Source organism: Adlercreutzia equolifaciens, from assembly GCF_029076695.1.
Taxonomy (GTDB): domain Bacteria; phylum Actinomycetota; class Coriobacteriia; order Coriobacteriales; family Eggerthellaceae; genus Adlercreutzia; species Adlercreutzia equolifaciens_A.
The window spans coordinates 58,606-83,596 of record NZ_JARFIK010000001.1; the positions used below are offsets into that span (position 1 = coordinate 58,606).

21 protein-coding genes and 1 tRNA gene are annotated in these 24,991 nt (G+C 62.7%); 6 read left to right on the top strand and 16 right to left on the bottom strand.

From position 1 onward, the window contains the following. The first annotated feature begins 67 nt into the window (after nt 1–67). Nucleotides 68–1,006 carry an NAD(P)H-dependent oxidoreductase gene (locus PZH32_RS00240; RefSeq protein WP_275205625.1) on the top strand — a complete coding sequence of 313 codons (939 nt, stop codon included), beginning with the start codon at nt 68–70 and terminating at the stop codon, nt 1,004–1,006. Nucleotides 1,007–1,254: 248 nt separating this feature from the next. Here the strand turns inward: PZH32_RS00240 and PZH32_RS00245 are convergent, their stop codons facing one another. The 5 genes from PZH32_RS00245 to tatA form a co-directional block, all read right to left on the bottom strand. Then, nucleotides 1,255–3,831 (bottom strand): ATP-dependent Clp protease ATP-binding subunit, encoded by a 2,577-nt coding sequence (locus PZH32_RS00245; protein ID WP_275205626.1) that lies wholly within the window; start codon nt 3,829–3,831, stop codon nt 1,255–1,257. 250 nt (nt 3,832–4,081) lie between these two features. After that, nucleotides 4,082–5,104 (bottom strand): ion transporter, encoded by a 1,023-nt coding sequence (locus PZH32_RS00250; protein ID WP_275205627.1) that lies wholly within the window; start codon nt 5,102–5,104, stop codon nt 4,082–4,084. A 210-nt stretch (nt 5,105–5,314) separates the two neighbouring features. Next, nucleotides 5,315–7,276 carry a lysine--tRNA ligase gene (gene lysS, locus PZH32_RS00255; protein WP_275205628.1) on the bottom strand — a complete coding sequence of 654 codons (1,962 nt, stop codon included), beginning with the start codon at nt 7,274–7,276 and terminating at the stop codon, nt 5,315–5,317. 8 nt (nt 7,277–7,284) lie between these two features. Further along, entirely contained in the window at nt 7,285–7,755 is a 471-nt protein-coding gene (greA, locus tag PZH32_RS00260) for a transcription elongation factor GreA (RefSeq protein WP_275205629.1), read from the bottom strand. A gap of 88 nt (nt 7,756–7,843) precedes the next feature. Further along, the gene (gene tatA / locus PZH32_RS00265; protein ID WP_275205630.1) at nt 7,844–8,110 is read right to left on the bottom strand and encodes a twin-arginine translocase TatA/TatE family subunit; all 267 of its coding nucleotides are present in this window, start codon (nt 8,108–8,110) and stop codon (nt 7,844–7,846) included. 252 nt (nt 8,111–8,362) lie between these two features. Between tatA and PZH32_RS00270 the strand changes: the two genes are divergently transcribed. Further along, on the top strand, nt 8,363–9,730 hold the full coding sequence (locus PZH32_RS00270) for an L-lactate MFS transporter (RefSeq protein WP_275205631.1): 1,368 nt from the start codon (nt 8,363–8,365) through the stop codon (nt 9,728–9,730). A gap of 60 nt (nt 9,731–9,790) precedes the next feature. Beyond that, nucleotides 9,791–10,345 (top strand): metallopeptidase family protein, encoded by a 555-nt coding sequence (locus PZH32_RS00275; protein ID WP_275205632.1) that lies wholly within the window; start codon nt 9,791–9,793, stop codon nt 10,343–10,345. A 229-nt stretch (nt 10,346–10,574) separates the two neighbouring features. Here the strand turns inward: PZH32_RS00275 and PZH32_RS00280 are convergent, their stop codons facing one another. From PZH32_RS00280 to PZH32_RS00315, 8 genes are all read right to left on the bottom strand, one after another. Continuing rightward, nucleotides 10,575–11,456, bottom strand: coding sequence for a hypothetical protein (locus PZH32_RS00280; RefSeq protein WP_275205633.1), 882 nt, complete (start codon nt 11,454–11,456; stop codon nt 10,575–10,577). A 135-nt stretch (nt 11,457–11,591) separates the two neighbouring features. Then, complete coding sequence (locus tag PZH32_RS00285) at nt 11,592–12,854, bottom strand: 4Fe-4S binding protein (protein WP_275205634.1); 1,263 nt, start codon at nt 12,852–12,854, stop codon at nt 11,592–11,594. Nucleotides 12,855–12,857: 3 nt separating this feature from the next. Then, the gene (locus tag PZH32_RS00290; protein ID WP_275205635.1) at nt 12,858–13,436 is read right to left on the bottom strand and encodes a 4Fe-4S dicluster domain-containing protein; all 579 of its coding nucleotides are present in this window, start codon (nt 13,434–13,436) and stop codon (nt 12,858–12,860) included. A gap of 28 nt (nt 13,437–13,464) precedes the next feature. Further along, nucleotides 13,465–14,154 (bottom strand): TorD/DmsD family molecular chaperone, encoded by a 690-nt coding sequence (locus PZH32_RS00295; protein ID WP_275205636.1) that lies wholly within the window; start codon nt 14,152–14,154, stop codon nt 13,465–13,467. Between the two features lie 332 nt (nt 14,155–14,486). Next, complete coding sequence (locus tag PZH32_RS00300) at nt 14,487–15,275, bottom strand: dimethyl sulfoxide reductase anchor subunit family protein (protein ID WP_275205637.1); 789 nt, start codon at nt 15,273–15,275, stop codon at nt 14,487–14,489. 14 nt (nt 15,276–15,289) lie between these two features. Next, a complete protein-coding gene (locus PZH32_RS00305) occupies nt 15,290–15,901 on the bottom strand; it encodes a 4Fe-4S dicluster domain-containing protein (RefSeq protein WP_275205638.1) in 612 nt (203 codons plus the stop codon). Further along, complete coding sequence (locus PZH32_RS00310) at nt 15,898–18,786, bottom strand: molybdopterin-containing oxidoreductase family protein (RefSeq protein ID WP_275205639.1); 2,889 nt, start codon at nt 18,784–18,786, stop codon at nt 15,898–15,900. The genes PZH32_RS00305 and PZH32_RS00310 overlap by 4 nt, the downstream gene beginning before the upstream one ends. Nucleotides 18,787–18,853: 67 nt before the next feature. Next, a complete protein-coding gene (locus PZH32_RS00315; protein WP_275205640.1) occupies nt 18,854–19,825 on the bottom strand; it encodes a hypothetical protein in 972 nt (323 codons plus the stop codon). 224 nt (nt 19,826–20,049) lie between these two features. On the opposite strand from PZH32_RS00315, the gene PZH32_RS00320 reads away from it, so the two are divergent. From PZH32_RS00320 to PZH32_RS00330, 3 genes are all read left to right on the top strand, one after another. Beyond that, complete coding sequence (locus tag PZH32_RS00320) at nt 20,050–21,714, top strand: helix-turn-helix transcriptional regulator (protein WP_275205641.1); 1,665 nt, start codon at nt 20,050–20,052, stop codon at nt 21,712–21,714. Between the two features lie 130 nt (nt 21,715–21,844). Next, entirely contained in the window at nt 21,845–22,033 is a 189-nt protein-coding gene (locus PZH32_RS00325) for a type II toxin-antitoxin system HicA family toxin (protein ID WP_275205642.1), read from the top strand. A gap of 17 nt (nt 22,034–22,050) precedes the next feature. Further along, entirely contained in the window at nt 22,051–22,509 is a 459-nt protein-coding gene (locus PZH32_RS00330) for a type II toxin-antitoxin system HicB family antitoxin (protein ID WP_275205643.1), read from the top strand. A gap of 419 nt (nt 22,510–22,928) precedes the next feature. Here PZH32_RS00330 and PZH32_RS00335 read toward each other — a convergent pair. The 3 genes from PZH32_RS00335 to PZH32_RS00345 form a co-directional block, all read right to left on the bottom strand. Continuing rightward, nucleotides 22,929–23,005 (bottom strand) — tRNA-Pro (locus PZH32_RS00335). A 96-nt stretch (nt 23,006–23,101) separates the two neighbouring features. Further along, nucleotides 23,102–23,593, bottom strand: coding sequence for a PaaI family thioesterase (locus PZH32_RS00340; protein ID WP_275205644.1), 492 nt, complete (start codon nt 23,591–23,593; stop codon nt 23,102–23,104). Beyond that, on the bottom strand, nt 23,593–24,963 hold the full coding sequence (locus PZH32_RS00345) for a lysylphosphatidylglycerol synthase transmembrane domain-containing protein (protein ID WP_275205645.1): 1,371 nt from the start codon (nt 24,961–24,963) through the stop codon (nt 23,593–23,595). Before PZH32_RS00345 ends, PZH32_RS00340 begins: the two co-directional genes overlap by 1 nt. Nucleotides 24,964–24,991: the final 28 nt, after the last annotated feature.

A 24,991-nucleotide genomic window follows, 5' to 3' on the forward strand; every position in this document is an offset into this window, starting at 1 on the left:
CAGGAGGGCTCGAGTCGGCAGGCGCAGGGGAATGCGCCACACCGATACTTTCAGGAAGGAGACCTTCATGGAAACTGAAAACGAGATTAGTCGTCGCGATATGCTGAAGGGCGCCGCTATGACGGCCGCCGCCCTTGGTGTTGCTAGCCTGGCCGCCGGTTGCGCTCCGCAGCCCGCCGCCGAAAGCTCCAGCAAGGCCGCCAGCTCGGGCGCTGCGGCTGCCTCGACGAGCATGGCCTCGACCCAGGGCACTTCGACCCAGGCCGAATCCGCCGGCGGCCATGGCTTCACCCGCAACGACGGCGAGGGCTTCAACGCCAAGTGGGGTGACACCACCATCGAGGACTACAGCGGCCAGAATTTCGAGGACGTGCTGGACGGCTGGTTCAACTACGACTGGAACTACACCCGTGACTTCGCCGAGCCCCTTGAGCGTCATCACGTCACCGTGCTGGTGTCTTCGGCCACCGTTGGCGGCAACGGCGACACCCTGGCCCAGACCGTTGTCGACGAAATTGGCGACCAGGCCGACGTCGAGGTGGTGTACCTGCGCAACCTGCTGATCAACCCCGTTATGCAGATTGGCAGCGAACCGCCCGTCAGCTCCACCACCACCCCCATTGACGGCATGGACGTGGTGATCCAGGCTCTGCATCGCGCCGACACCGTTATTGCCATCGCCCCGACCTACTTCAACAACGTGCATGGCCGCCTCATGGACACCATCACCCGTACGTGGATGCCCTGCTGGCGCAACGACAGCTACGAGTACGGCCCCGTCAAGCGCACGGGCGTCATGCTCACCTGCACCGGCTGCCCGGCCGACTACCTGAAGACGGTGACCCGTGCCTTCTTCACTATGGCCGACCTGTCCATCATCTCGCCGGAGTATCGCACCGAGGTCTTCAATGGCTGCGGCACCCCGGATACGGTTGCCAGCACCGAGGAGTACCTGGAGACGGCACGCTCTCTGGCTCGCTGGGCCATCCGCGCCGACGAGGAGTAACACTTCGCAGCACAAGCTTGTGCCACCCTCATAGACACGCCATCGGGCTCCCTTCCTCCCCCTTCGCCCGACAGCGCTAGAAGCGAGGCGCCCCTGCCATGCGGGGCGCCTCGCTTTGCGATAGGGACGAAAGTAACCATGCATCAAATCTGCTTCTTTTGACACTGCAAGCAGAAAAAAAGCGAGCGCCCCGGAGGACGCTCGCTTTTAATTAAAGCAGCCTGCGATTAAAGCGCTCTGCTTGACACTTACTCGGCGCCGCCGGAGAGGGCGCCGGCCGGGGCCGACGGAGTAACGCCGGCGTGGCCCAGGTCGTAGTTGGTGAGCAGCTGCTCGGCCTCGCGGGCGATGGAATCGCGCTTGCGCGGGGCCGGAATGGAGCCCGTGCCCTCGTTGAACACCAGCTCCTCGCCGGTTTCGTCCACGGTAACGTCCACCACCGAGCCACTGGTCCAACGGCCCTCGAGAATCTGCTCGGACAGCGGGTCCTCCAGCAAACGCTGGATGGCGCGACGCAGCGGACGGGCGCCGAAGGCGGTATCGGTGCCCTCCTTCGCCACTAGACGCTTGGCGGCATCGTCCAGGTTGATAGTCATGTTCTGAGCGATCATGCGCTCGCGCAGCTCGGCCACCATGAGGTCCACAATCTGCACGATCTCGTCCTCGGTCAAGCTCTTGAACACGATGATCTCGTCGATACGGTTCAGGAACTCGGGGCGGAAGGCGTTCTTCAGCTCGTGCATGACACGGCTCTTGATCTCCTTATCGGACAGGCCGTTCTGGCCGGAGTTCGAGAAGCCCAACGTGGTGGTAGTGGTAATGTCGCGGGCGCCCACGTTCGACGTCATAATGATGACGGTGTTGCGGAAGTCCACGGTACGGCCCTGGGCGTCGGTCAGGCGTCCCTCCTCCAGAATTTGCAGGAGGATGTTGAACACGTCGGGATGCGCCTTCTCGATCTCGTCGAACAGCACCACCGAGTAGGGGCGCTGGCGCACGGCCTTGGTCAGCTGGCCGCCCTCGTCGAAGCCCACGTAGCCCGGAGGCGAGCCCACCAGGCGGCTGACCGTGTGCTTCTCCATGTACTCGGACATGTCGAAGGACAGCAGCGCGTCCTCGGAGTTGAACAGGAACTCGGCCAGAGCCTTGGACAGCTCGGTCTTGCCCACGCCCGAGGGGCCCAGGAAGATGAACGAGCCGGCGGGACGCTTCGGATCCTTCAGGCCCGAACGGCTGCGGCGGATGGCCTTCGACAGCGCGGTGACGGCCTCGTCCTGGCCGATGATGCGCTCGTGCAGCACGCCCTCCATGCGCAGCAGCTTCTCGGTTTCGGCCTCGGTGAGGTTGGATACCGGCACGCCCGTGGACATGGACACCACATCGGCAATGTCCTCGACGGTGACGTTCTGCACGGTCTTCGAGGTGTCCTCCTCCCACTGCTTCTCGGCCTCTTCGCGCTCGGCCTTCAGCTTGGCCTCCTCGTCGCGCAGCTCGGCGGCGCGCTCGTAGTTCTGCTCGCCGATGGCGCGGTCCTTGTCGGCACGGCACTTGCGCAGCTTCTCGTCCAGATCGCGCAGCTCCTTCGGCAGCGTCATGTTGCGGATGCGCATGCGGGCGCCGGCCTCGTCCATGACGTCGATGGCCTTGTCGGGCAGGTAGCGATCCTGGATGTAGCGATTGGCCAGAGACACGGCGGCCTGCAGGGCCTCGTCGGTGAAGTGCACGTTGTGGTGCGCCTCGTACTTGTCGCGCAGGCCCTCCATGATGCGCACGGCCTGCTCCTCGTTGGGCTCGTTGATGGTAAGCGGCTGGAAGCGGCGCTCCAAGGCGGAGTCCTTCTCCAGGTGCTTGCGATACTCCTCCAGCGTGGTGGCGCCGATGATCTGGATCTCGCCGCGAGACAGAGGCGGCTTCAAGATGGCGGCCGCGTCGATGGAGCCCTCGGCGGAGCCGGCACCGATGATGGTGTGGATCTCGTCGATGAACAGCAGCACGTCGCCGGCGTCCATGACCTCCTTGATGACCTTCTTCAGGCGCTCCTCGAACTCGCCGCGGTACTTCGAGCCGGCCACCAGCGCCGACACGTCCAGCGTGATGAGGCGCTTATCGCGCAGGATATCGGGCACCTGGTTGGCCACGATGAGCTGGGCCAGGCCCTCGGCGATGGCGGTTTTGCCCACGCCGGGCTCGCCCAAGATGAGCGGGTTGTTCTTCTGGCGGCGCGACAGGATTTGCATGACGCGCTCGATTTCCGCCGCGCGGCCGATGACCGGATCCAGCTTGCCATCGCGGGCCTTCTTCGTCAGATCGGTGCCGAACTCGTTGAGCATGGAGTCCGACGGGCCCGGAGTGCCGTCGAATCCGGTGCGGCCGGCGTAGACCGCCGACTGCCCCACCAAATCGTTCAGAGCGCCGCGCACGTCATCGCCCGACGTGCCCATGCGACTGAGGACCTCGAGCGCCGTGCCCTCTCCCTCGCGCACAATACCCAGCAGCAGATGCTCGGTAGAGATGTAGGACTGGCCCATTTGCATAGCCTCGCGCAGGGAGTTCTCCAGCACGCGCTTCACGCGGGGCGTGAAGGACAAGTGACCGGACACGTCAGTGTCCTCGTCGATGGTGACCACCTGGCGGATGGTCTGCACCACTCCGTCGTAGGTGATGTTCAGACGCTCGAGCGCCTGGGCCGCCAGGCCGTCCTTCTCCTGGATGAGCCCCAGCAGAATATGCTCGGTGCCCACATAGGGCTGGTGAAGCGAGCGCGCCTCATCCTGAGCCAGGACCAGCACTTTACGTGCCTTGTCCGTGAATTTCTCGAATGACATGGTTGCCTCGTTTCTGCAGATTGGTGCCCGTTGTTGTACGTTGCTCTCTTGAAAACCAGACACGTCGGGCACGGTAAATAGTTCGAAGTCAGTTTAGCACTCGCGTCAAGGAATTGCTAAATCTGCCACCCAAGAACCCCGAGGTTGTGGGCACGTTGTGTACATGGGTGCGAAGATCAGGGAACAGGCACTGCGCATGCTGGCGCAAAGCGATGGCGAGTCCACCCCTTGGCAGCCGCGAAAGCGTTGGCTAGTACTCCGTTTCGCCCTCGTCGTCTGGCTCGCCGCCGGCGCCCCCGCCCGAGGCGGAATCCTTCGCCGCATCCCTCGCCGAATCGCGAGCCGAATCTTTGGCGGAGTCGCGCGCCGAGTCGCGGGAGGAATCCTTGGCGGAATCGCGGGCATCGTCGCGCTCGGAGTTGCGCTTCACGTCGCGCTCGATCTTGCGCAGATTGGCGTTCTGGTACTCCGACACGAAGCCGGCCGAGAAAATGCCGCCGGGGATGGCCACCAGGGCCACGGACAGGAACATGATAATGGCGCCCACAATGCGCCCGGGCACCGTAATGGGCACAATGTCGCCGTAGCCCGTGCCCGTCACGGTTTCCACGGCCCACCACAGGCCGGAGAACAGGCTGTTGAACGCCTCGGGCTGGGCCGGATGCTCAATTTCGTACATGACGACGCTGGCCACCACAATGAGCAGCCCGATAACCAAGAACGCCGCCACAATTTCCGAACGGCGGTTCATCACCACGCGCCCGATGGTGCGCAGGCCGCGCATGTAGCGGCTGATCTTGATGAGGCGCACAAGGCGCACCAGGTTGATGGCGTTGCGCAAAGCCGGCGTGATGGGCAGGAACCAGGCCAGCATATTGGGGAAGAACGACAACAGGTCGATGATGCCCAGCGGCGAGATGATGTACTTTAAACGGGCCTTAGCGGGGGAAACATGGCCGTAGGCCAAATCGGCGATCCATATGCGAGCAGCGTATTCGACGGCGAAGCAGGCCGTGGAGAAGGTGTAGAAGACCTGGATGATGTCGCCAGCCACAGGATCAAGCCCGGGCTGAGCCGAGACGAACACGATGGCCGCATTCAGCACGATAAGCACGAACAGCGCAATGCCGACAATCTTCCCGGGCAGCTTCGCCTTGCGGATATTCTCCAGGGCGTAGAAGGTCTGGCGCTTGAACTCGGAGGAATCGCCCAGCTTGGCGCGCAGCTCTTCGCGCCGCGTGCGATCGCTGTCCTTATGCCGCCTCAGCGCCATGGGCTCCTCCTTTCGCGCTCCCTTACCGTACCACCAGACTGCCGCCAACGGGCCGCCGCCAACGACAGACTACCGCCGCCAGCGGGCTGCCGCCTGACTAACTGTCACCCTTTGATTCTAGAACAAAAGGCCCGCACCGTGAGGGTGCGGGCCTTTTGTAAGTAATCTGGTAACTGAAAGCGACAGCCGGCAGAACCGCAGCGCTTCAGCCTAGTACAACTTCGCGCCGGCGGGGATGCGGTCGTCCACCATGAGCAGGTTCAGCGCCTCCTCGGGCTCGCCGTCCGGGCCCGGTACCTCGTGCACGGCGCTGATGATCATGCCGCAGGAATCGATACCCATCATCTTGCGCGGCGGCAGGTTGGTGATGGCGATGAGCGTCTTGCCCACCAGCTCCTCGGGCTCGTAATAGGCATGGATGCCCGACAGGATGGTGCGGGGCTCGTCGGTGCCGTCATCCAGAGTGAACTGCAGCAGCTTCTTGGACTTCGGCACGGCCACGCACTCCTTCACCTTCACGGCGCGGAAGTCCGACTTGCTGAAGGTGTCGAAGTCCACCTCGTCCTCGAACAAAGGCTCGATGACCACGTTGGAGAAGTCGATGGGCGCGGGAGCAGCGGGGGCCTCGTCGGCAGCAGTCGGGGCCGCCACGGGGGCCGCCTCGCCGGCGGCCTTACCGCCCGCGGGCACCTCGTCCTTCATGTGGGGGAACAGCAGCACGTCGCGAATGGAGGGCGCGTCGGTGAGCAGCATGACCATGCGGTCGATGCCGATGCCCACGCCACCCGCCGGGGGCATGCCGTACTCCAGGGCGCGGATGTAGTCGGCGTCGAAGCCCATGGCCTCGTCGTCGCCCATATCCTTCGCCGCCACCTGGGCGCGGAAGCGCTCGGCCTGATCCACCGGGTCGTTCAGCTCGGTGAAGGCGTTGGCGTACTCGTGGCCCAAAATAAACAGCTCAAAGCGCTGGGTGAGCTCGGGATTCTCCGGGTTCTTCTTCGCCAAGGGCGAGATTTCCAGCGGATGATCGATGACGAAAGTGGGCTGAATGAGCTTCTCCTCAGCCACAGCCTCGAAGATCTCGCTGATGAGCTTGCCCTTGCCCCAGGCCGCTTCCGCCTTGCCGCCGTTCTTCTCCAGAATGGCCACCAGCTCTTCGCGGGTGCGGTCGAAGGACACTTCCTCGCCGGCGTGCTCGGAGGCCAGCTCCATCATGGAAGCGCGGCGCCAGGTGCCGGACAGGTCCACCGGTGTGCCCTGGTACTCGATCTGCAGCGTGCCGCAGGACGCCTGAGCTGCAGCCTTGATGCACCCCTCGGTGAGATCCATCATGCCGTCCAGATCGCTGAACGCGGCGTAGGCCTCCATGGTAGTGAACTCGGGATTGTGGTAGGGATCCATGCCCTCATTGCGGAACTGACGACCAATCTCGAAGACCTTCTCGAAGCCGCCCACCAGCAGGCGCTTCAGCGGCAGCTCGGTGGCAATGCGCAGATAGTAGTCGCGATCGAGCGCGTTGAAATGCGTGATGAAGGGCTTGGCGTTCGCGCCGCCGATGATGGCGTGCAAGAACGGCGTTTCCACCTCGTAGTAGCCCTGGTCCTCCATGTAGCGGCGGATGGCCGACACGATTTTGAAGCGGCGCTCGAAGGTGGTGCGCACCTCGGGGTTCATGACCAGGTCCACGTAGCGCTGACGATAGCGGGTCTCCTTGTCCGTGAGCCCGTGGAACTTCTCGGGCAACGGACGCAGCGACTTGCTCATAAGCTCGAAGGATTCCACCGCCACGGACAGCTGGCCGCGCTTGGTGCGCATCATGGTGCCGGTAACGGCAATCCAGTCGCCCACGTCCAAATCGCACAGTGCCGCGAAGGCCTCTTCACCCAGGGCGTTGATGCGGCAGAACAGCTGGATGTCCTCGCCGGACTCGCGCAGCTCCAGGAAGGCAATCTTGCCCTGGACGCGCTTAGCCATAATGCGGCCGGCAATGGTGACCTCGTCCTCTGTGGAGTCGCCGTCCTCCAGATGCGCGTACTGCTCGTTCAGCTGAGCCACCGTATGGCTGCGCTTGATGGAGTGGCCATAGGGATCCACGCCCGCGGCGATCAGCGCCTCGCGCTTCGCCTTGCGCACCTCGATAGGATCGTCTTCGATTACTTCAACGTCAGCCATGACAGCTCCTAGTGCTCGATTTTCAGGATGGTCAGCTTGATGTCCTTGCCCGTGGGGCCCGTGGTGGTCATCTCGTCGCCCTTCTTGTGGCCCAGCAGCGCCTGGCCCACGGGGGACTCGTTGGAGATCTTGCCGCCGGCAGCATCGGACTCGGCGCCGCCCACGATGGTGAAGACGCGCTCGCGGCCGTTCATGTCGACGGTAACCGTAGAGCCGATGTTCACCTTGCTGGAGCGCTTGGGGGTGTTCACCACCGTGGCCTCGGCCAGGATGCGGCTGATCTCGGCAATGCGTGCCTCCATCATGCCCTGCTCGTTCTTGGCGTCGTCGTACTCGGAGTTCTCGGAAATGTCGCCGAACTCGCGGGCCACCTTGATGCGCTCGCCAATCTCGGCGCGCTTCTCGTTCTCCAGATAGTGGAGCTCTTCCTCCAGCTTGTCCTTGCCTTCTTGGGTGAGGATGTAGTTGTCGTTTGCCATAGTTGTTCCAACTTCTCTCTATACACTGGTGGTGCGCCCGCGGAAACCACAGGCGCACCACTATTAACCAACCGGTATGGGACGAAGGTTACTCGGCCTTCTTCTTAACCACCTTTTTGACGGTCTTCTTGGCAGCAGGAGCGGGCTCGTCCTCAACCTCGACCACTTCCTCGACAACCTCTTCGTCGGTGGCCTCGTTGATTTCCTTCTCGCCGGCGCCCATGCCCTCGCGCAGGTTCTTCACCGTCTTGCCCAGAGCGCTGCCCAGTTTGGGAAGATTCTTCGGGCCGAAGATGAGCAGGATGACGACGAGAATAATGAGGAGCTCGGGAACTCCCATGCCCAAAATTTTCATGCATTCCTCCATAGGGTCGGGCAAGGGGGCTCCCCTGCCAAATGCTTGCGTCTTGCGTGACTGCACCGCGGTGCCGAAACGGACGCTCGTGAGTGCGCGGAAAAGGGTAACACAAACGGGCGGTTTGCGGCGCAAGCAGCACAAATCCTTCAAGCGGAGGCGCCCCCTGCGAATACCCCTTGCGAAACCTGGGGCAGTCTCTAAAATAGTGCACGTGATCAAAGGGGCGCGTACAAGGGAAAGGCGGGGTCCATGGGCAGCTCCAAGCAGATGACGCAGCTTTCTGCGACGCAGCAGGCCGCGCTCACTCAGCGTCGCTGGGTTATCCTAGCGGCCTCGTGCCTCGTAAACCTTTGCATCGGCGCCCTGTACGCCTGGAGCGTGTTCGCCAACCCCATGGCCGAGCATCTGGCCGCCCTTTCCGGCAGCGAGCCTCCGAACCTTTCCCTTGTGTTTACGGTGGCCTGCGTGCTGCCGCCCGTCACCATGATCTTGGGCGGCATCGTGAACGACCGCATGGGACCGCGCTGGGTCGTCTTGGCCGGCGGTCTGTTCTTCGGCGGCGGCCTGTTCCTTTCGGGCTTCGCCACCAGCCTGCCTTTCCTGATGGTGAGCTTCGGCGTGTGCTGCGGCCTGGGCGACGGCCTGGCCTACGGCGCCACCCTCTCCAACGCCGTGAAGTTCTTCCCCGACCGCGCCGGCCTGGCCGGTGGCATCATCACGGCCTCCTACGGCATCAGCTCGGTTATTGTGCCCTTTGTGGCCAATGGCCTGATCAGCGCTTTTTCCGTAACGGACTGCTTCCGTATGCTGGGCGTGGTCATGCTGGTGGTCATGGTGGGCGCTGCATTCCTCATCGCGCCCTGCCCGCCGGGCTTCACCCCCACGGGCTGGCACCCCCAGCGCCAAGCCGACGGCGGCGGTCGCGGCGTGAACAAAGACTGGCGGGGCATGCTGAAGAGCCCCGTGTTCTACACCATGTTCGCCATGCTTGTCTGCGGCTCGTTCTCGGGGCTGATGATCATCTCCTCGGCCAGTCCGCTGGCGCAAAACGCCGTGGGTTTCGACGCCGCCCAGGCCGCCGCCATCGTGTCGGTGCTGGCGCTATTCAACACCTTGGGCCGCATTGTGTCGGGCACGCTCAGCGATAAGCTGGGCATTGTGAACACCCTGCGCGCGGTGGCCGTGGGCTTTGCGGTGGGCATGGGCGCGCTTTCGATGGCCGGACCCGCCTCGGCGCCACTTTTCTGCGCGGGCATTTGTCTGGTGGGCTTCTGCTTCGGCTCTATCATGGGGGTTTACCCCGGTTTTGCCGCGCTGCAATTTGGCAGCCTGCACAACTCGGTCAACTACGGCATCATGTTCATTGCCTTCGCTGCGGCCGGCGTGGTGGGACCCCTTATGCTCAACGGCCTGTACGAAAGCACCGGCACCTACCAGGCGGCATTCCTGGTAGCCGCCTGCCTGGCCGCCGCCCAGCTGGTGCTTACCTTCGTGTACCGGCTGCAGAACGATGCTCGACGCGCGCGGCGGCGACGCCGTTGGCTGGTGGCAGCCAAGCATCCGCACCGCACCTACCACTTCATGCGCGAAGCGCGCCATCGCCATCGGCGCGCGTAGGTGGAAGGCACTGTCGCACTTTAAGAGAGGGCCGTTTGGATTCGTTCCCAAGGAGGACCCATGTACCGCATGACTGACGAAGAGTTCGAAGCCGCTATGGAAGAGGCGCTCGACGCCATGCCCGAGCAGTTCCTCGACGCGCTACAGAACATTGCCATTGTGTGGGAGGAAGAGCCCAACGCCTACCATCTCTATGGCGATGATCCCGAGGCAGAGAGCGGGAGTGATAGTGGCGACTTCAACGATCCCGAGAATGAGAGCTGGGGCAATAGCGGTACTTTCGGCGACCCTGAGGCAGAAAGCTGGGGCGGCAACGGGGACTCGGGGGCGCAGAGCCAGAGCGACGCGACACTCGGCGACGCCGAAGCGCCGGACGACTTCGACGACGCCCTTCCCGACGACTTGCTGGGTCTGTTCGACGGGCTGTCCATTGTCGAGCGCGCCAACGGGCTGGACGATGACATTCCCGACGTCATCACCGTGTTCAAAGGTCCCCACGAGCGCTGCTTCAGCTCGCGCGAGGAAATCGTGACCGAAATCGGCAAAACCATTATCCACGAGCTGGGCCACTACTTCGGCTTGGAAGACGACAAGCTCTACGACATGGGGTATTAAAAGCAACGCCGCGACTGGAGCGCTCTTTCTAGCAGAAGCACTCCAGTCGCGGCGTCGCAGAGGTTCCAAGATCGGGCAGTTTGGTTCCCGCGGCATTGCCAGAAACGGCCCATTCGGTTCCTTATTCCGCCAAAACCGCAGGTCAGATTTTGCTGCGATACACGACGAGGGAACCAAACCGGCCGTTTCTGGAACCTGAGACGCCGCGGCCTGATGGAACACGAGCGCTTTAGCCGAATACCACCAGATACGGGGTGTTCTCGTCGTCGGCCTCCCACACCTGGATGTGCCAGCCACGCGTCAGGGCGCCATGCTTCTCGAAGTCGGCATCGGGCTGGATGAGGCGGCTGCACTCGATAACCGGAAGGACCGGCTCGCTACCCTGAGCGTCGTCAGCGGCAGCGTCGCTCTCGGCTGCAGCGCCCCCGGCAGGCTCCGTCGCCGCAAGATTACCGCCCGCAGTCAGCTCAGATTCCTGGCCATGCGCATCCGCCGGCGCGCCAGCCACAACCTCAGCCGCCAGCTCGGCATCGGTAACCGCCGCCGTCACCTGCGCTGCGGACACAACCGCAGCTTCAGCGCCTTCCGACACCTCGGCCGTCGCAGCGCCCGCAGGGGCGCCTTCCGAACCCACGGCGTCCTCGACGGGAACGTCCTCGCCCGCAGCCTCATCAGACACCGCAGCCCCTGCCTCTTGGCCAGCTGCATCGTTGGCGGCCACCACGGCGGCCACCTCTGGCACGAACTCGGTGAGCACGTCGAGGAACTCCCCCACCGTGGCAAAGGGCTTGGCTTCGGCCGGCACCGTCTCGGTGTAGCCGATGCGCAGGCAGGTGTGACGCCCGCTGGACCACGGCTCGTAGTACTGAGCGCCGTAGCAGTCCAGGCTCCACGGATCGACGAAGGATCCGTTCTTCAAGCGGAAGTTGCCCTCGGTAAGCCACAGACCGGGTCGGGCTTCCTGGTGCTGATGGCTGAACCACGCCACCGGCGTGTCGAGCCCCGCCTCTTGGATCATGCCGACGAACTCGGCCACATCGCTCGAGGCACCCTGGGCGGCCACGTGATATTCAACGCCGGGATTGCCGGCATACAGCTTTCTCGGTTTCATGAGATCTCATCCCCTATCTACAGAAATTATGTAACGGGCGCGGAGGCGGCTGGACCGAAGGGGTGATTCGAAGGCCGCCTCCACATATCTGTGCCGCTGCTTGTTCGGCAGGGCATCCTCTATTGGCGCCGCCGCCTATTCGGGCAGGGCGTCCTCGGGAAGTTCCAGTACTTCGGCGCCGCGTCCCTCACGGGAGGGCATCGCCGCCGGATCGGCAACTCGCTCGGCCACCGGCTTGCGCGTGCGCAGCTTGATGGCCCCGGCGGGACAAGCCTGCACGCATTCGGCGCAGCGCGTGCACTCGGAAAGACGGGCGCTATGCGGGTCAAGCTCCTCGGGGCAGCTTTGCACGCACACCTTGCAGTCGATGCCATGGCTGCGCAGGCACTTCTCCTCGTCCACCTGGGGCTTGAGCACCGGCGCCTTAGCGCCCACCAGGCTCATCAGCGCGCCAATGGGGCAGAACTTGTGGCACCACTTGCGGAAGAACACCACCTCTACCAACAAAATGGCGGCGAACACCAGGATGGATACCGTGGGATCTTGTTGGAAGATCGCGCGGAAAAGGCACACCACCAAGGCAATGGTCAGTCCCACGGGGCATACCAGGCAAAAGACGGGGAAGCCGCATATGGCGCTGGAGATAACCGCGCCGGCGAGCACGCCGTGGCGCGAGTCGATCTGCAAACCGTCACGTTTGCCGCCCACGGGAGGCAGCTTGCAGGACCCGCAGGTGGAGCACGAGTGACAGCCAGATGAGGCCATCGCCGGGGCGCTTGCGGCATGCGTCGCCATCGCCTCGGTGGCAGCCCCGGCCTCGGTCGCCGGGAGGGCCGCGGGCGCGCCACTCGTCACGCCCCCACCAGCACCCTCAGCGGCGGCGCACGTCTCGTCCGACGTTGGGCCCTCGGCGCCAGTCACGGTCGCCTCCGAGCCATGCCCGGCCTTCGCCGTAGGCTTCTTCTTATCGCTGCGGAACAAACGGCGCAGCGGAGGCACCGGACAGGCCCAGGCGCAGAACATGCGACCCAGCAGAGCAATAACCACCAGCGCCACCACCAGGGCAATAACCACCCGCGGGATTAACGTATGGCTGGCGAACAACGTCTCGAGCGCGCCAACGGGACACAGATACGTAATGGCGCCATAGCCCATGGCCGACAAAGTGCCCCAGCCGTTGGACAGCAGCAGGCCCAGCACAACGGACGCGAAGATGATCAGCACAGCGCTCCGACGCACTTTAACAATGGTGGGGCGCTTCTTCTTGGGGGCCTTTTCAACCGCCTTAGGAGCAACGGCCGCCGCGTCCTCAGCGCCCGTGGCCACTGCCTCAACCGCAGTCTCAGCCTCTACGGCTGCGGCCGCCGTCTCTTCTGCACGCGTTTCCTTGTTCATCATGCCCTACACCCCCAGTCTCACTTCGATGGCGCGATCGAACGAACCGTCGAAGGTACGATTCACATTCACCTTGCAGGCCATGACGCACTCGCCGCAGCCATTGCAAAGGTCGCTGCTCACTGACGGATGCCCGGCCTCGTCGAAGGTCAACGCCTCGAATTGGCAGGAGTCGCGGCACATCTCGCACAGGCCGCGCGTGTAGGCAATGCACTTCTCATGGTCGATCACCGCGATGCCGATCTTGTCGACCGCGGGATCGAAGGCCACTAGGGCGCCCGTCGGGCACACGTCGATGCACTTGTCGCAGAAATCGCAATAGCCCTTATGGAAGTTGAGCTTAGGCGTACGCGCATCCAAAAAGCCCTCGGTCACCGAGACCGGCTCCACGCAATGTTGAGGGCAGACGGAGCGGCACTTGTCGCACTTGACGCACAGCGCCCGCAGGCGCTCCTCATCCTGGCCGCCAGGGGGTCGCAGCAGCGATCCATCCTCGGCATAGGCGCGGGTCACCCCACCCACGGCTACCAGGCCCGCCAGGGCACAGGCGCCTACCACGAATTCCCGTCGCGTGGTCTTTTCCATGGCTTTCCTCGTCTTCCCCTGGGGCGCGCTAGGCCAGCGCGTCCTCCATCTCCTTCAGCATCGCGCCATCGGCGCGCACAAAACCGCGCGTCATCTGAGAGACCCCGCGGTAGAAATCCGTACGGCAGCATCCCTCGATGGCGTCGCACAGCTTGTCGATCCAGCTGGCAATATGGTCATTGAAGAAGTCATGCTGCACCTTGAACAAGCGCGCTGCCTCTGCCTCGTCGCCAGCTTCTACGGCCTCGTTGTAGCGGGCGCACAGGTTGGCCACGAATTCGAACACAAACGCAATATGATCCTCGGGAATGCGCAGGTTTTGGTTGGGCTCCAAATGCTCTGCCAGCATGATGCGGTACACGTTGTCGCGCGCCTCCTGCATGATGAGACCGTCACGAGAGGTGAACACGCTCTCGTAAGGGCAGGCACGGTTCTCGCTCTTCGTCGTACCGGCTGCCAGGAAGGTGTGGGCGTAGTCAACCGCCAGGTCCTCGCGGGTGCCCTCGTTCACGCGATGCAGCCCGTGGCGCATATTCTTGGCGCCTTCGGCCAGCAACGGGTCCAGATCGTCCAAATCGGAAAGGTCCATGTCGCGCAAAAACTTGATTTGGTCGAGCGTCAGCTCTTTGAAATAGAGCGAGGACAACAGCCGATACACGCTTTCGCGCATGGCCATGAGCTGGCCCACGTCGGCTTTTTCCATCGTCGTCTCTGCCATAACGATATCACCCCTATCGTTTCGATGATTGCCGCTTTCTGCGGCAAGATGGCCACTCGGCGCATCCCGATGCTAGAGGCTTGAAGCTGGAAGGGGAACTCCGGCGCGTAGGGCACCGCGCCGAACAGCACAAAGCGGAGGGAGAGGAGGGAGGGGTTCTCGCATCTAGCATCGGGATAAGTCGAGTGGAGGGGCTTGCCGGGCCGAAGCTGGGGCCGGCAAGCGCCCCGCGGGGAGGCGCCGACTTGGGTCGCCGGCGCCCCAGGGGGGCGGAGCCGCGCCGGCGAGACGCGGCTCCGAGGTGGGGATGCCGGGGCATCCCCCTAAGGCACTTACATCACGCCGAAGAAGTTGAAGGGCGTAGTGAAAACCACCCACATCATCACGCGGTAGCACAGGGCACCGAGCGTGGCGCACACGAAGGCCACCCACGGAAGTGCCGGGCTCGCCGTCTTGGTGCCCAGAGCGCCCACCACGGCAGGCACGACACCGGCCAGCACCAGAGCGCCAACCGCGAGCATCATGCTCTCGCCCGAGAAGGCACCGGCCACGGCGGCGTAGGCCGCTGCGCCCAGGAAGCCCAGGACGCCGCACACCAGGGTGCACACACCCATGAACTTGCTGGCGGCTTCCTCACGGCCGGCCAGGGCCCAGTACAGAGACGAGCCCATGGGCAGCGCCGTCAGCAGATAGCCCGTCGGGAGCAGCATGGTGTTCCAAGTCTCGATGGCAGCCATGATGTAGGAATGACCGGCCATGAAGCTGAGGGCCACACCGAAGATCATGCCGCACACCGCAGAAGCCTTGATGCCGCCGGCGATCTCGCGCTTCACGCATACCAGGTACACGATCACAGCGACGGCCAGCAGACCGATGAGCACGGCCTCGACGAAGATGCCGCTCGTAGGATGGGACAGGGCGTTCAGCATGCGGTCCACGTGGGCCAGGTGAGCCACGGAGCACAGGCCGCCGACCACGGCCAGCACCAGGGCCACGATGGCCGGCACGAAGCCGCTGACGGAGGACTTACGAGTGAACTCGTTGATGCCCACGAACAGGAACAGGCAGCCGCCCATGGACGTAAGGAGGGTAAAGAGTGCTAGAGGCCATTGGATTTCCATCGTCTTTGTCTCCTTTAGTCGTATTGCGTAATATCGTGAGCGCCGTCGGCTCCCTCGCGCCACTCGCAGTACTTGGAGGACAGGAGGTACACCGAAGAGGGATCATTGCCGAAGTCGCGCAGCTTGTGAGCCGCGTCGGCCTTGGCGGCAATGGCCTTCGAGGCGTCGGAATTCGGGTCGTCCAGGTCGCCGTAGTAGCGGCACTGAACCGAGCAGACCTTCACGCAGTGGGGCAGCTCGCCGGCGGAGGTGAGGTGCTGGCACATGGTGCACTTCTCCACCACGTTCTCCTCGGGGTTCCAGGAACGCACGCCGTAGGGGCAGGCCATCATGCAGTACTTGCAGCCGATGCACTTCTCCTTGTCCACCAGCACGATGTCCGTCTCGGGATCGCGGTAGGAAGCACCCGTGGGGCACACATGCACGCAGGGAGCGTCCTTGCACTGCTGGCAGTGCGTGGGCAGGTAGTACTGCTGCAGGTTGGGATACTCGCCGTAGGGGCCGCACAGCAGAAGGCGGTTCCAGCGCTCTCCCAGCGGGATGGCGTTCTCGTTCTTGCAGGCAATCTCGCAACCCTTGCAACCGGTGCAATGGTCGACGTCAACAACTAGGGCATAGCGGCTCATGCTACGTAACCTCCTTCGGTGTTATCGCAGGGCTGGGGCATCCAGGGCTGGAAGTCGGTGGCGTCGTACCACACGCCCTCGGGACGGGTCGACTTCTCTACCTGCACGTTGCAGGAGCGCAGGTTGTAGGTGCCCATAACGGGGTTGTGCGGGCCCTCGCGACGGGACAGTACGTTGTAGTTGCAGCTCGTCCACGACTTGCGGGCGTCCTGGCCCTCTTCCAGGAACTCGGGGTTCCAGAAGCGCTCCATGTAGGCGCAGCCAGGGTTGATGCCCTCGGTGACGAAGGCCTTGGCGCGGATACCGTCGGCGATGACCTCGTTCTGCTCGCAGCGCTTGGAGGTGATCTTCACCCAGTCGCCGGTCACAATGCCGCGCTCCTCGGCAGCCTCGGGGCTGATCCAAATTTCCGGCACGGGATAGGTCTCGCGCAGGTAGGGGATGTTACGCAGCGTGGAGTGGTGGAAGTAGGGCAGACGGCCATTGGAGATGACCAGCGGGTACTTCTCGCGGATCTCGTCGTCCTGGAAGTCGGCGGGCTCCACGTAGAACGGCACGGTGGAGTAGTCCTCGGTCGCGGGCGGCAGCTCGCCGGCCGGGTCGTCGCCGTGACGGCAGATGTACAGCAAGCGGTCCATGTACATCTGGTTCTTGCGCGGGTTGTCCTCGATGTCCTCGGCCCACGTGGTGTAGTCGAGGCCCTTCCAGCCCATGCCCTGGTAGATGCCCTCTTCGTCCACGATGAGGTGCTGGTTGAGCGAGTCCTCGTAGCCCTGCCAGAACTCCTCGGCGGTAGAGTTACGCCAGCCGTTGACGGCCTTGGTCTCTTCCCAGGTCATGCCCTTGATGGCGATGTCCTGCAGATACTGGTCGCGCTCGCGGATGGTGTAGTACTCCTGGTCCACGTAGTACACGTTGTACGCATAGGGATCGTCGTACTTGTCAGCCAGCTGCTTGAAGATGGTGCCGTAGATGAGACGGTCGTCAACGTGCTCGTAGGTCAGAGCGCAGGCCACGATGAAGCCGTTGCAGTCGCCATGAGCGCCGGGAGCGTAGTCCATCTCGAGCCACTCGGTGGCCGGCAGGATCAAGTCGGCAGCCTCGAAGGTGAACGAGGTGGGATACATGTAGGTGTGGCTGATGAAGTCGAGCTTCGGGAAGGCCTTGATCCAGGACGAAGAGTCGGCCAGGGTGACCATCTTATTGCCGGAGCGCTCGTACCACACGCGGGGCTGATAGGGCTCGCCGGTCATGATGGCCTCGTACACGGCCGGAATCTGGGAGTGCTTCCAGTCGCCCAGGCCCTTGTGCTCGATGTAGCCAAGGCGCTCGACCACGGCGGGCAGCTCGATGTAGGGGCCGCGCGGGTTGCCGTCGTCGTCGACGTTCGGATTGAAGTAACCACGGCCGTCGTAGCTCATGGAGTAGGTGAAGCGGCCACGCTCGCGACCGGTCTCGTACTCGCCGCGCATACGGCCGCCGGAGGCGTTGGCGCCCGGCTGCTGGGTGGTGCCCTTCAGCTGGTTGATCAGCGTGGTGCACATAGCGGCCTCAGCGGACTGGATGTTCTGGTCGTGGGACACGCCGTTGCCCACGCCGCCGAACTTCGTGGACTCGGCGATCCACTTGGCAGCGGTCTCGAGCAGCTCGGCGTCGACCCAGCAGATCTCCGCGGCCTTCTCGAGGGTCATGTCGGCCACCGACTCCATGAGGAGCTGGCCGGCGGTCTTGCAGGTGCGCTTGGTGCCGTCGGCGTACTCGACCTCGACGGTGCCGAACAGCTGCGGGTTGTAGTCCTTCTCGTTGTCGGGACCCATGGCGAAGGCGCGGGACACCTTGCCGGTCTTCTCGTCGAAGTACACGTAGGTCTCGCCACGGGACATGTCCAGACCCTTCACCTGGCTGGCGCGCAGCAGCTGGCCCAGCTCCTTGCCGGCGCCGAAGGGGCAGGTGGACTCGTCGGTCACGTCCACCAGGAACGGCAGGTTCGACCATTCCTTCAGGAACTTCTCGTCATAGGACTTGGTCTGGAAGATGTAGTTGATCCAGTACATCATGGCCGCCACGTCTGTACCGCCACGGATGGGGATCCACAGGTCGGCGCGGGCGGAGTCGTGGGTGAAGCGCGGGTCGACGTTGATGAACTTGCAGCCGCGATCGCGCAGCTCGTTCCAGAAACGGGCCGTAATGGTGGACGAAGAAGCAGCACCGCCGCCGCCCATCTGCACGAACACGTCAAGATCCCAGTTGGGGTTGAAGCAGCCGATGCACTGCTGGTCACCAATGGAGGTGAAGCCCAGCCAGCCGTCCATCTGCTTCTGGATGAAGGTACGGGGCATAGCGCACTGAGCGGCGCCGGGCTCGTACACGTTGCCGGCTCCCCAGTAGTCGCGGAAGGCGATGGAGTCGATGATGCGGGGGTTGCCGCCGCCACCGGTGGTCTCCAGCAGGCCGTTGCGGCCGTACTTGTCGCGCATGTCGGCCATGGCCTTGGCGATCATATCGATGGCCTCATCCCAAGAAATGCGCTCCCAGGTGTTGTCCACGCCGCGCTCGCCAACGCGCTTCATGGGGTACTTGGTGCGGTTCGGGTGATAGAGCGCCTGAATGGCCGACTGGCCCTTGGCGCACATGCCGCCCGCGGAGAAAATGTCGTCGGGGTTGCCCTCCAACTTGATGACGCGCCCGTTCTTGATGTGGGCGATGACGCCGCAAGCGCGCGGGCACGAGCGGCAGAACGTCTTCTGCTTGATGACCTCGTCTTCTGCGAAGGCCTTTTCCGTTTCGAGGAGGTTGCCCTCGACACCCAGGCCGACGGCGGTGGCAGCAGCGGCGGCCGTAGCCAGCTTCGTGAAGGTACGGCGCGTCATTTCAGCAAATGCCATGAGTTCCTCTCCTTTCCTTTAAGACAAGAGCACGCGGCTCTTCTTCCCTTGGTTCGACTTGGCGGGTTCACTCCCAAGTCATCGTTGAAAGCACCTCCATCCCCCCAGCCGTTGTCTTCCAGCCGTTCTCCCAAGTCAGTGCTCCTGCTTGGTCGAGCTTGCCAATATAGGCACTGGGCTGCATATGCATAACGCCCGTCCGGGGGTCTCTCTCCAGCCCCGGATCGTTCGCCATGAACGTGGTGATCTCCTGCAGCGAGCGCGGCGTTTCGCAGAACTCGAGCAGGCGTGCATAGGAGGCGTGACGGGAAACCGCCTGGGTTTCCAGCATGGCGCGGGTGCGGTCAACCGGATTGAAACGGTTGAGCGCTTCCTCGCCGGCGTCGGTAAGGCGGTAGTGCCACTCGACGGCCAGCTCGGTAATCTCCTCTTCGGGAGCACCCAGCTCGCGCAGCTCGTCGCGCATCTCGTCGGTAATGAGGACGCCCTCGCAGTCGTACTCCAGCTCCTCGATGGCGCCGGTGCGCTGCATGAACAACAGATACTTGCTTGCGGAGTGATAGCCATCGGCAAACTGCTTGTGGCCCTCGAGAAACGCCTCGGTCTCTTCCTCGGTGCGCTCCTCGCGGCAGAACTCCAGCAGATCGCCGAGGATCTCCTTCTGGTTGTTCTTGCGGCCGAGGCACTCTACCGTGGCATCAACGCGAGCCTCGAAGTCCATCTCGGCCAGCTTCGCCTTCCAGTCCTGGGGACGGGCGGCGGCGCGCATAGCCTCCTCGCGCTCCAGCTCTTCGGGATCCTTCTTCTTCCCGTCGCGCTCGTCGGACATATCGGCGCCAATCTGGCTGGCCAGCATACCGCCGAATTCAAACTTGGCCGGATCGATCTCCTCTCCGGCAGCCATGGCGGCGAGCGCTTGCGCACTCATGGCGGAGGTGGGCAGCGCGCTCGCGGGCGCCACGACGTCTACCGAAGTATCAGTAGCGCGGGAGGCGTCAGCGCTTGCCGCAACCATCTCCTTCTCCTCAATGCGTTCCATATTCCTAGACCCCTTCAATCGAATCGAACGACAAGGAGAAGTTTGCCAACTCGTTGAAATTCTGTATTCCCCAGGTGGTGGGGAATGCCGTTTCACCCCCTTATTCCCCATCGATTGGGGAGGTTTTTGGGGAGATTGGGGTGAATTGGGGATAATTTCCTTCTGGCGCAGGTCAGAGCGGTTAGGGATAATAAGGAGGCCAGGAGAGGGACGAGGGAGAGGTTATGGATCAGGCAAAACGAGGCTTAAAGATATCCCGCGAGCAAATCTTCGCTATCATCGGCATGGCCATGGTATGGCCCTCTATTCATAATCAGTTGCTCTACCCCATCACGTTCTCCTTTCACAAGGAGGGAGCGTTCTCGAGCTATTTGTGCTGGCTTGCCTATTCGGCCATTCTGCTTGTGGCAACCTTGGGGATGTTTTGGGCCGGGCGAAAGGGGAAGGCCGAGCGTGTGCTGTCCAATCGCGCTGTCATGGTGGGAGTCAGTTGCGTGGGCAGTGTCGGCATCGGGTGCCTGGTGCTGTGCGACTTCAACATCGATCTGGCGTGGCTGCTCATGGGTATCGGCATTGGCTTTTCCGCCGTCTTCATACCGTTCATGTTCGCCTTCTGGAGCCTTCAATTGGTGTACGCCAGTCAAAAACGGGCGGCCTACGATCTGCTCTTGTCCTATGTGCTGTTTTGCGTCATTACCGCCATTCGTCTCGGTTTCGGACTTCATGCGTGGATGTTCTCCATCGCCTACCCGTTGGTGTCGGCCGTGCTGGCATACCTTATCTTGCAGCATCCCACTAAGAGCCGCTTCGCCAGCGGCCCCACGCGTTTTTCCGAGATGCCCACGAACCTTCTGATTCCCTGCGTATTGCTGGTGTACCTTGCCACGGCAAGTCGCTGCATGGTCAATCCCCTCAGCGCTACCCAGGACTATCCTCCCGACACGCGAGTACTGGTCTATATATCAGTGGGCTTGCTCGCTCTCGTTGTCGCCATCCTCTACCGCCCGCGCGGCAAATTGCGCAACTCGGCCAACATGCTCGTGTTTGCCATTACCGTCATTATCCTTATCGGCGCTGTGCTGGTAACGGGTATGGGGATGCTTGGAGCACAGCGTTTGGGCAATTTCCCCACCATTGCGGGCTTGAACTTCATGGAAGTGTTCATCTGGGTGCTCGTGCTGAGCAATGCCCAATCGAAGCACACGGGCATCGTGCAGGCCTCGGCCGCCTACCTTATTGGCGTCATCGGCGTCACTCATTTGGCAAGCGTTCTTTACGTGGGAAGCCGCGACCTCCTGAGTCTCGAAGTCGACGTGCTGCCTATTCTTATTACTACCGTCGTGCTGGCTTTTTTGGCCGTAGCCATCGTGATCGGCGTTATGGCGGCAATGATCTTCAAGAGTACCCGCCATCCTCAAGCCGTGTTTCCTGCCGCTGTGGTGGGAGTGTCCTCGGCTTCTGTCGCCCCGGCGGCTCCCAACTTGAGTGAAGATCCGGGCACTTTCGCCGCCCCCGTGGCCAATGCCGCAACCGCTGGCTCGCCTTTGGCCGCCTCATCGGTTACGGGCGCCTCGGGCGCTCCGGCCGCATCCACCGCAACTCCGCCGAGCGCCCCGGTGCCCGTAGCGCCGCCGCCCTGCATGACCATGGCCGCCGACGAGGCCGCCTATCGGCGCATCCAGGAAACCTTCCGACTCTCACGCCGCGAGACGGACACACTGCGTCTGGCGGCCCGCAACAAGAGCGCTAAGGAGATTGCCGAGGACCTATTCGTGGCCGAAAGCACCGTGAACTCGCACATCAAGGGCATCTACCGCAAGTGCGATGTGCACTCTCGCCAAGAGCTCATCGCTCTGGTCAACCGCTTCAAAAAGGAAGAGACGCTGTAAGGCACCTTTCGGCTCTCCAGTTCGTTTCTGAAGAAACAGCTGCACTCCGCCCTCCCCCATAATGCTTGCCATGCTCTTGCTCGCTTGCAATTAAATAGCAAGTATTTATAATTAAGGGGGTTGAGGGTCTATGCCGAAAGAACAGGAAGTCCGTGAAGTGCTTCGACGCCTCCGTCGTGAAGGATGGGACGAAGCCCACGGCAAAGGCAGCCACGCGGTATTCAGAAAAGACGGCATCACTATTAGCGTCCCAACAAGCAAGAAGGAACTCGGCTCCGGGATATATCGCCAGATAGCACGCCTGGCAGGCTGGCTCTAAGTTTCGAAGGGAATATCGTGAATAAGTTTATTTATCAGGCAATACTTACATGCGAAGAAGACGGCAGGTATCTCGTGGAGTTTCCCGACCTCCCGGGCTGCTTTTCAGAAGGAGACACATTCGCCGAGGCGGCGGCCATGGGAGCCGATGCCGCCAAAACCTATGTGGCCTCGCTGATAGCCCACGGAGATGCCGTGCCTGAGCCCCAACGCCGCACCTGCCCCCCGGGGTCCGAGAGCATATTTATCTTCTTTGAGACCGACCCCTCCTACCTTATAACGGGCGATGTCGTGTCGGCAGCCGAAGCTGCCCGTCGGCTCAGCCTCTCAGCAGGCCGGATATCCCATATGATCAATGCTGGAATCCTCGATGGCTATCGCCAAGGTCGCCGAACGTGGGTATCCGTAAAAAGTATCGAGGAACGCCTCCGTGAGCCCGTCAAGCCGGGTCGTCCCCGCCAAGTTCTGGAAGGGTAGGCCAAGCCCTTCAGCCGTTGCTAGGTTCCAGAATGGGGCGGTTTGGTTCCCCTCACTCCACCAAAATCGAGCGGTTTGGTTCCCTGACGCGGCAAAACCGCAGGTCAGATTTTCAGGCTGCGCCAGACGCAGGAACCAAACCAGCCGCTTTTGGAACCTAGCGCGCAAGTTCAGCTGCGTAGCGACTCACTGGATCGCCGCTACGCACACTTGGGCGAAATCCCCGGGATGCAAAACGACCCTGCCTGGTTGCCCTGGCAGGGTCGTTAACAGTCATGGTCGGGATGACAGGATTTGCACCTCCGGCGTGCGTAGGAACTGCCCAGTGGGCAGTTCCGAAGCTAACCTGCGCGCAGGCTCAAATCCCCCGGACGCAAAACGACCCTGCCGGGTTGCCCTGGCAGGGTCGTTAACAGTCATGGTCGGGATGACAGGATTTGAACCTGCGGCCTCTGCGTCCCGAACGCAGCGCTCTACCAAACTGAGCCACATCCCGAAGTGCGTCCTTGCGGACAGCGAACGCTATGATACCACATACGCCGACACGGGCAAGAGAAAACTCGCGAAGTGTTCGTAAAGCTAGGATGGACGCCTATTCCCCCTTGGCAGCCTTACGGGCAGCTTCTTTCTCGGCCAAGTAGGCCTTGGGCACCACCTTCACCACGATAACACCGTCGCTGATGGTGTCGCCCTCACCGTCATAGGCGGCGACATCCCAGTACAGCTTGTAGCCCACCTTGCTGGAGGGCTTGCGCTCGGTCAGCTTCGCCACGCCGTGGGCCACATCTCCCAGCTTGCCGCTCTTCTTGTGACGGATGGTCACCTCGACGCCAAAGGGCTGCTCGGTTTCCAGGTCGCACACCAGCTCGCCGCCGGCTGAGGCCACCGATTCCAGCAGCGCAATGGTAGCGCCGCCATGGAGAAAGCCGAAGGGCTGCAGCAGATCCTCGGTGATGGGCATATCGGCTTCCACAAGGCCCTTCTCCACTGTTGTGAAATGAACGCCCAGCGTGTGATTCAAGCCGTGGGTCTCGCGCTTCTGCGCCACTTCCAGAGCCGCGCCCGTCAATTCCGTCTCTGCCATCAATGACTCCCTTTCTTCGTTGCAGCAGCGCCATTCGCTGCCGCGGCCCCATTTGCCGCCACCGCGCCCTCTGTTGTCGCCGAGCCGCCAAGGACGCTGGCCGTGGCACCCGCCGTCGCGGTACCCGCGGCTGCCGCGTCGTCCAGGACGCTGGCCGCCTCTGCCTGGGCCGATTGCGCTTCGGCCTGGGCCTTCGCCGCCCGGGCACTGGCGCGCTCGGCCTCGGCCTGAGCCTTGGCCGCCGCCGCTACGGCCATCTGGCTTTGGGCGGTGGCCGCTTCCGCAGCCTCCACCTTGGCCGTAGCCTCGGTTTTCGCCGGCAGGCTGGCATCCAGCTGCTGCGCCTGGCTCTTCAGGTCCTTGCGCTCTTTGGGCACGAAGGCCTTCATGCGCTGGATAACAAACGCGCCCACCAGGAAGGGCAGCCAGAACACGATGCCACGGTAGACCATCACTACCGCCAAGCCCGTGCCGGCGCCGATGCCGAACAAGGAAAACGCCACGGTTACCGCAGCCTCAACCACGCCGACACCCTGGGGCACAAACGAGATCATAGCAAACAGCGTCGCCACCACGTACCCGCAAATCAGCGCTTCTGGGTGATGGACGCCGAAGGCGTAGCCCACCAGCACGAAGCAGCCCATTTCACAGACGCTGGACAGCGTGGTCCACAGAAACGACTGCACGGTTTTGCGCGGGTTCTTCGTGATGAGGTGAGCCGCGCTGGAGAAGTTATGGATGGTGCGATCGACGGCATCGTCCACGGGGCCCTTCTTGAACTTCGCCAGAATTTTGTCGGCCAGCTTCACGAAGGGATGCAGCACCTTCAGCACCAGATTGGGCTTGAGGCCGCCTACGGTGATGAGCAGCACCAGACCGCCCACCAGGGCAATGGCCACCGCGCCCACGGCCAACCATCCAGGCTGCAACCCCACCGTCAGAGACAGCACCCCGAAGGTAACAAGCATGATAATGACAAAGCCCGTGTCGATGGACAGCTGCATGAGCAGAGCCGCCGTGGTGCCCTTGCCCGCCTGCATGCCGTTCTTCGTGGCCGTGGCCATAACCAGCGACGTGCCGGCCAGGTTCATGGACGGCGCCACCGTATTCATGAAGAAGGTGCCGAACACCAGCGAGAGCCCTGTGCCATAGCTGATGTGGCCGTTAACGGTGTTGAAGCAGGCCTGAAACCCGCGGCCCTGGGCCAGGTACTTGCACACCTGCGCCACCACCGCCGCAATAATGAGGGCCGGAATGCCCTGCTTGATGGTATCGATAAGCTTGACGAGGGAATCCCCCGAGAAGAATATGAACGCCAGCACAATGATGACGACGATGCCAATCATGATTTTCTGCAAATTGCCGCGCATGCCGGCCACCTCCGTTTTCATAGGAGCG

Bases quoted from the DNA above. Each gene is read 5' to 3' on its own strand.
- PZH32_RS00240 (WP_275205625.1), top strand. From the start codon at position 68: ATGGAAACTGAAAACGAGATTAGTCGTCGCGATATGCTGAAGGGCGCC.
- PZH32_RS00245 (WP_275205626.1), bottom strand. From the start codon at position 3,831: ATGTCATTCGAGAAATTCACGGACAAGGCACGTAAAGTGCTGGTCCTG.
- PZH32_RS00250 (WP_275205627.1), bottom strand. From the start codon at position 5,104: ATGGCGCTGAGGCGGCATAAGGACAGCGATCGCACGCGGCGCGAAGAG.
- lysS (WP_275205628.1), bottom strand. From the start codon at position 7,276: ATGGCTGACGTTGAAGTAATCGAAGACGATCCTATCGAGGTGCGCAAG.
- greA (WP_275205629.1), bottom strand. From the start codon at position 7,755: ATGGCAAACGACAACTACATCCTCACCCAAGAAGGCAAGGACAAGCTG.
- tatA (WP_275205630.1), bottom strand. From the start codon at position 8,110: ATGAAAATTTTGGGCATGGGAGTTCCCGAGCTCCTCATTATTCTCGTC.
- PZH32_RS00270 (WP_275205631.1), top strand. From the start codon at position 8,363: ATGGGCAGCTCCAAGCAGATGACGCAGCTTTCTGCGACGCAGCAGGCC.
- PZH32_RS00275 (WP_275205632.1), top strand. From the start codon at position 9,791: ATGTACCGCATGACTGACGAAGAGTTCGAAGCCGCTATGGAAGAGGCG.
- PZH32_RS00280 (WP_275205633.1), bottom strand. From the start codon at position 11,456: ATGAAACCGAGAAAGCTGTATGCCGGCAATCCCGGCGTTGAATATCAC.
- PZH32_RS00285 (WP_275205634.1), bottom strand. From the start codon at position 12,854: ATGATGAACAAGGAAACGCGTGCAGAAGAGACGGCGGCCGCAGCCGTA.
- PZH32_RS00290 (WP_275205635.1), bottom strand. From the start codon at position 13,436: ATGGAAAAGACCACGCGACGGGAATTCGTGGTAGGCGCCTGTGCCCTG.
- PZH32_RS00295 (WP_275205636.1), bottom strand. From the start codon at position 14,154: ATGGCAGAGACGACGATGGAAAAAGCCGACGTGGGCCAGCTCATGGCC.
- PZH32_RS00300 (WP_275205637.1), bottom strand. From the start codon at position 15,275: ATGGAAATCCAATGGCCTCTAGCACTCTTTACCCTCCTTACGTCCATG.
- PZH32_RS00305 (WP_275205638.1), bottom strand. From the start codon at position 15,901: ATGAGCCGCTATGCCCTAGTTGTTGACGTCGACCATTGCACCGGTTGC.
- PZH32_RS00310 (WP_275205639.1), bottom strand. From the start codon at position 18,786: ATGGCATTTGCTGAAATGACGCGCCGTACCTTCACGAAGCTGGCTACG.
- PZH32_RS00315 (WP_275205640.1), bottom strand. From the start codon at position 19,825: ATGGAACGCATTGAGGAGAAGGAGATGGTTGCGGCAAGCGCTGACGCC.
- PZH32_RS00320 (WP_275205641.1), top strand. From the start codon at position 20,050: ATGGATCAGGCAAAACGAGGCTTAAAGATATCCCGCGAGCAAATCTTC.
- PZH32_RS00325 (WP_275205642.1), top strand. From the start codon at position 21,845: ATGCCGAAAGAACAGGAAGTCCGTGAAGTGCTTCGACGCCTCCGTCGT.
- PZH32_RS00340 (WP_275205644.1), bottom strand. From the start codon at position 23,593: ATGGCAGAGACGGAATTGACGGGCGCGGCTCTGGAAGTGGCGCAGAAG.
- PZH32_RS00345 (WP_275205645.1), bottom strand. From the start codon at position 24,963: ATGCGCGGCAATTTGCAGAAAATCATGATTGGCATCGTCGTCATCATT.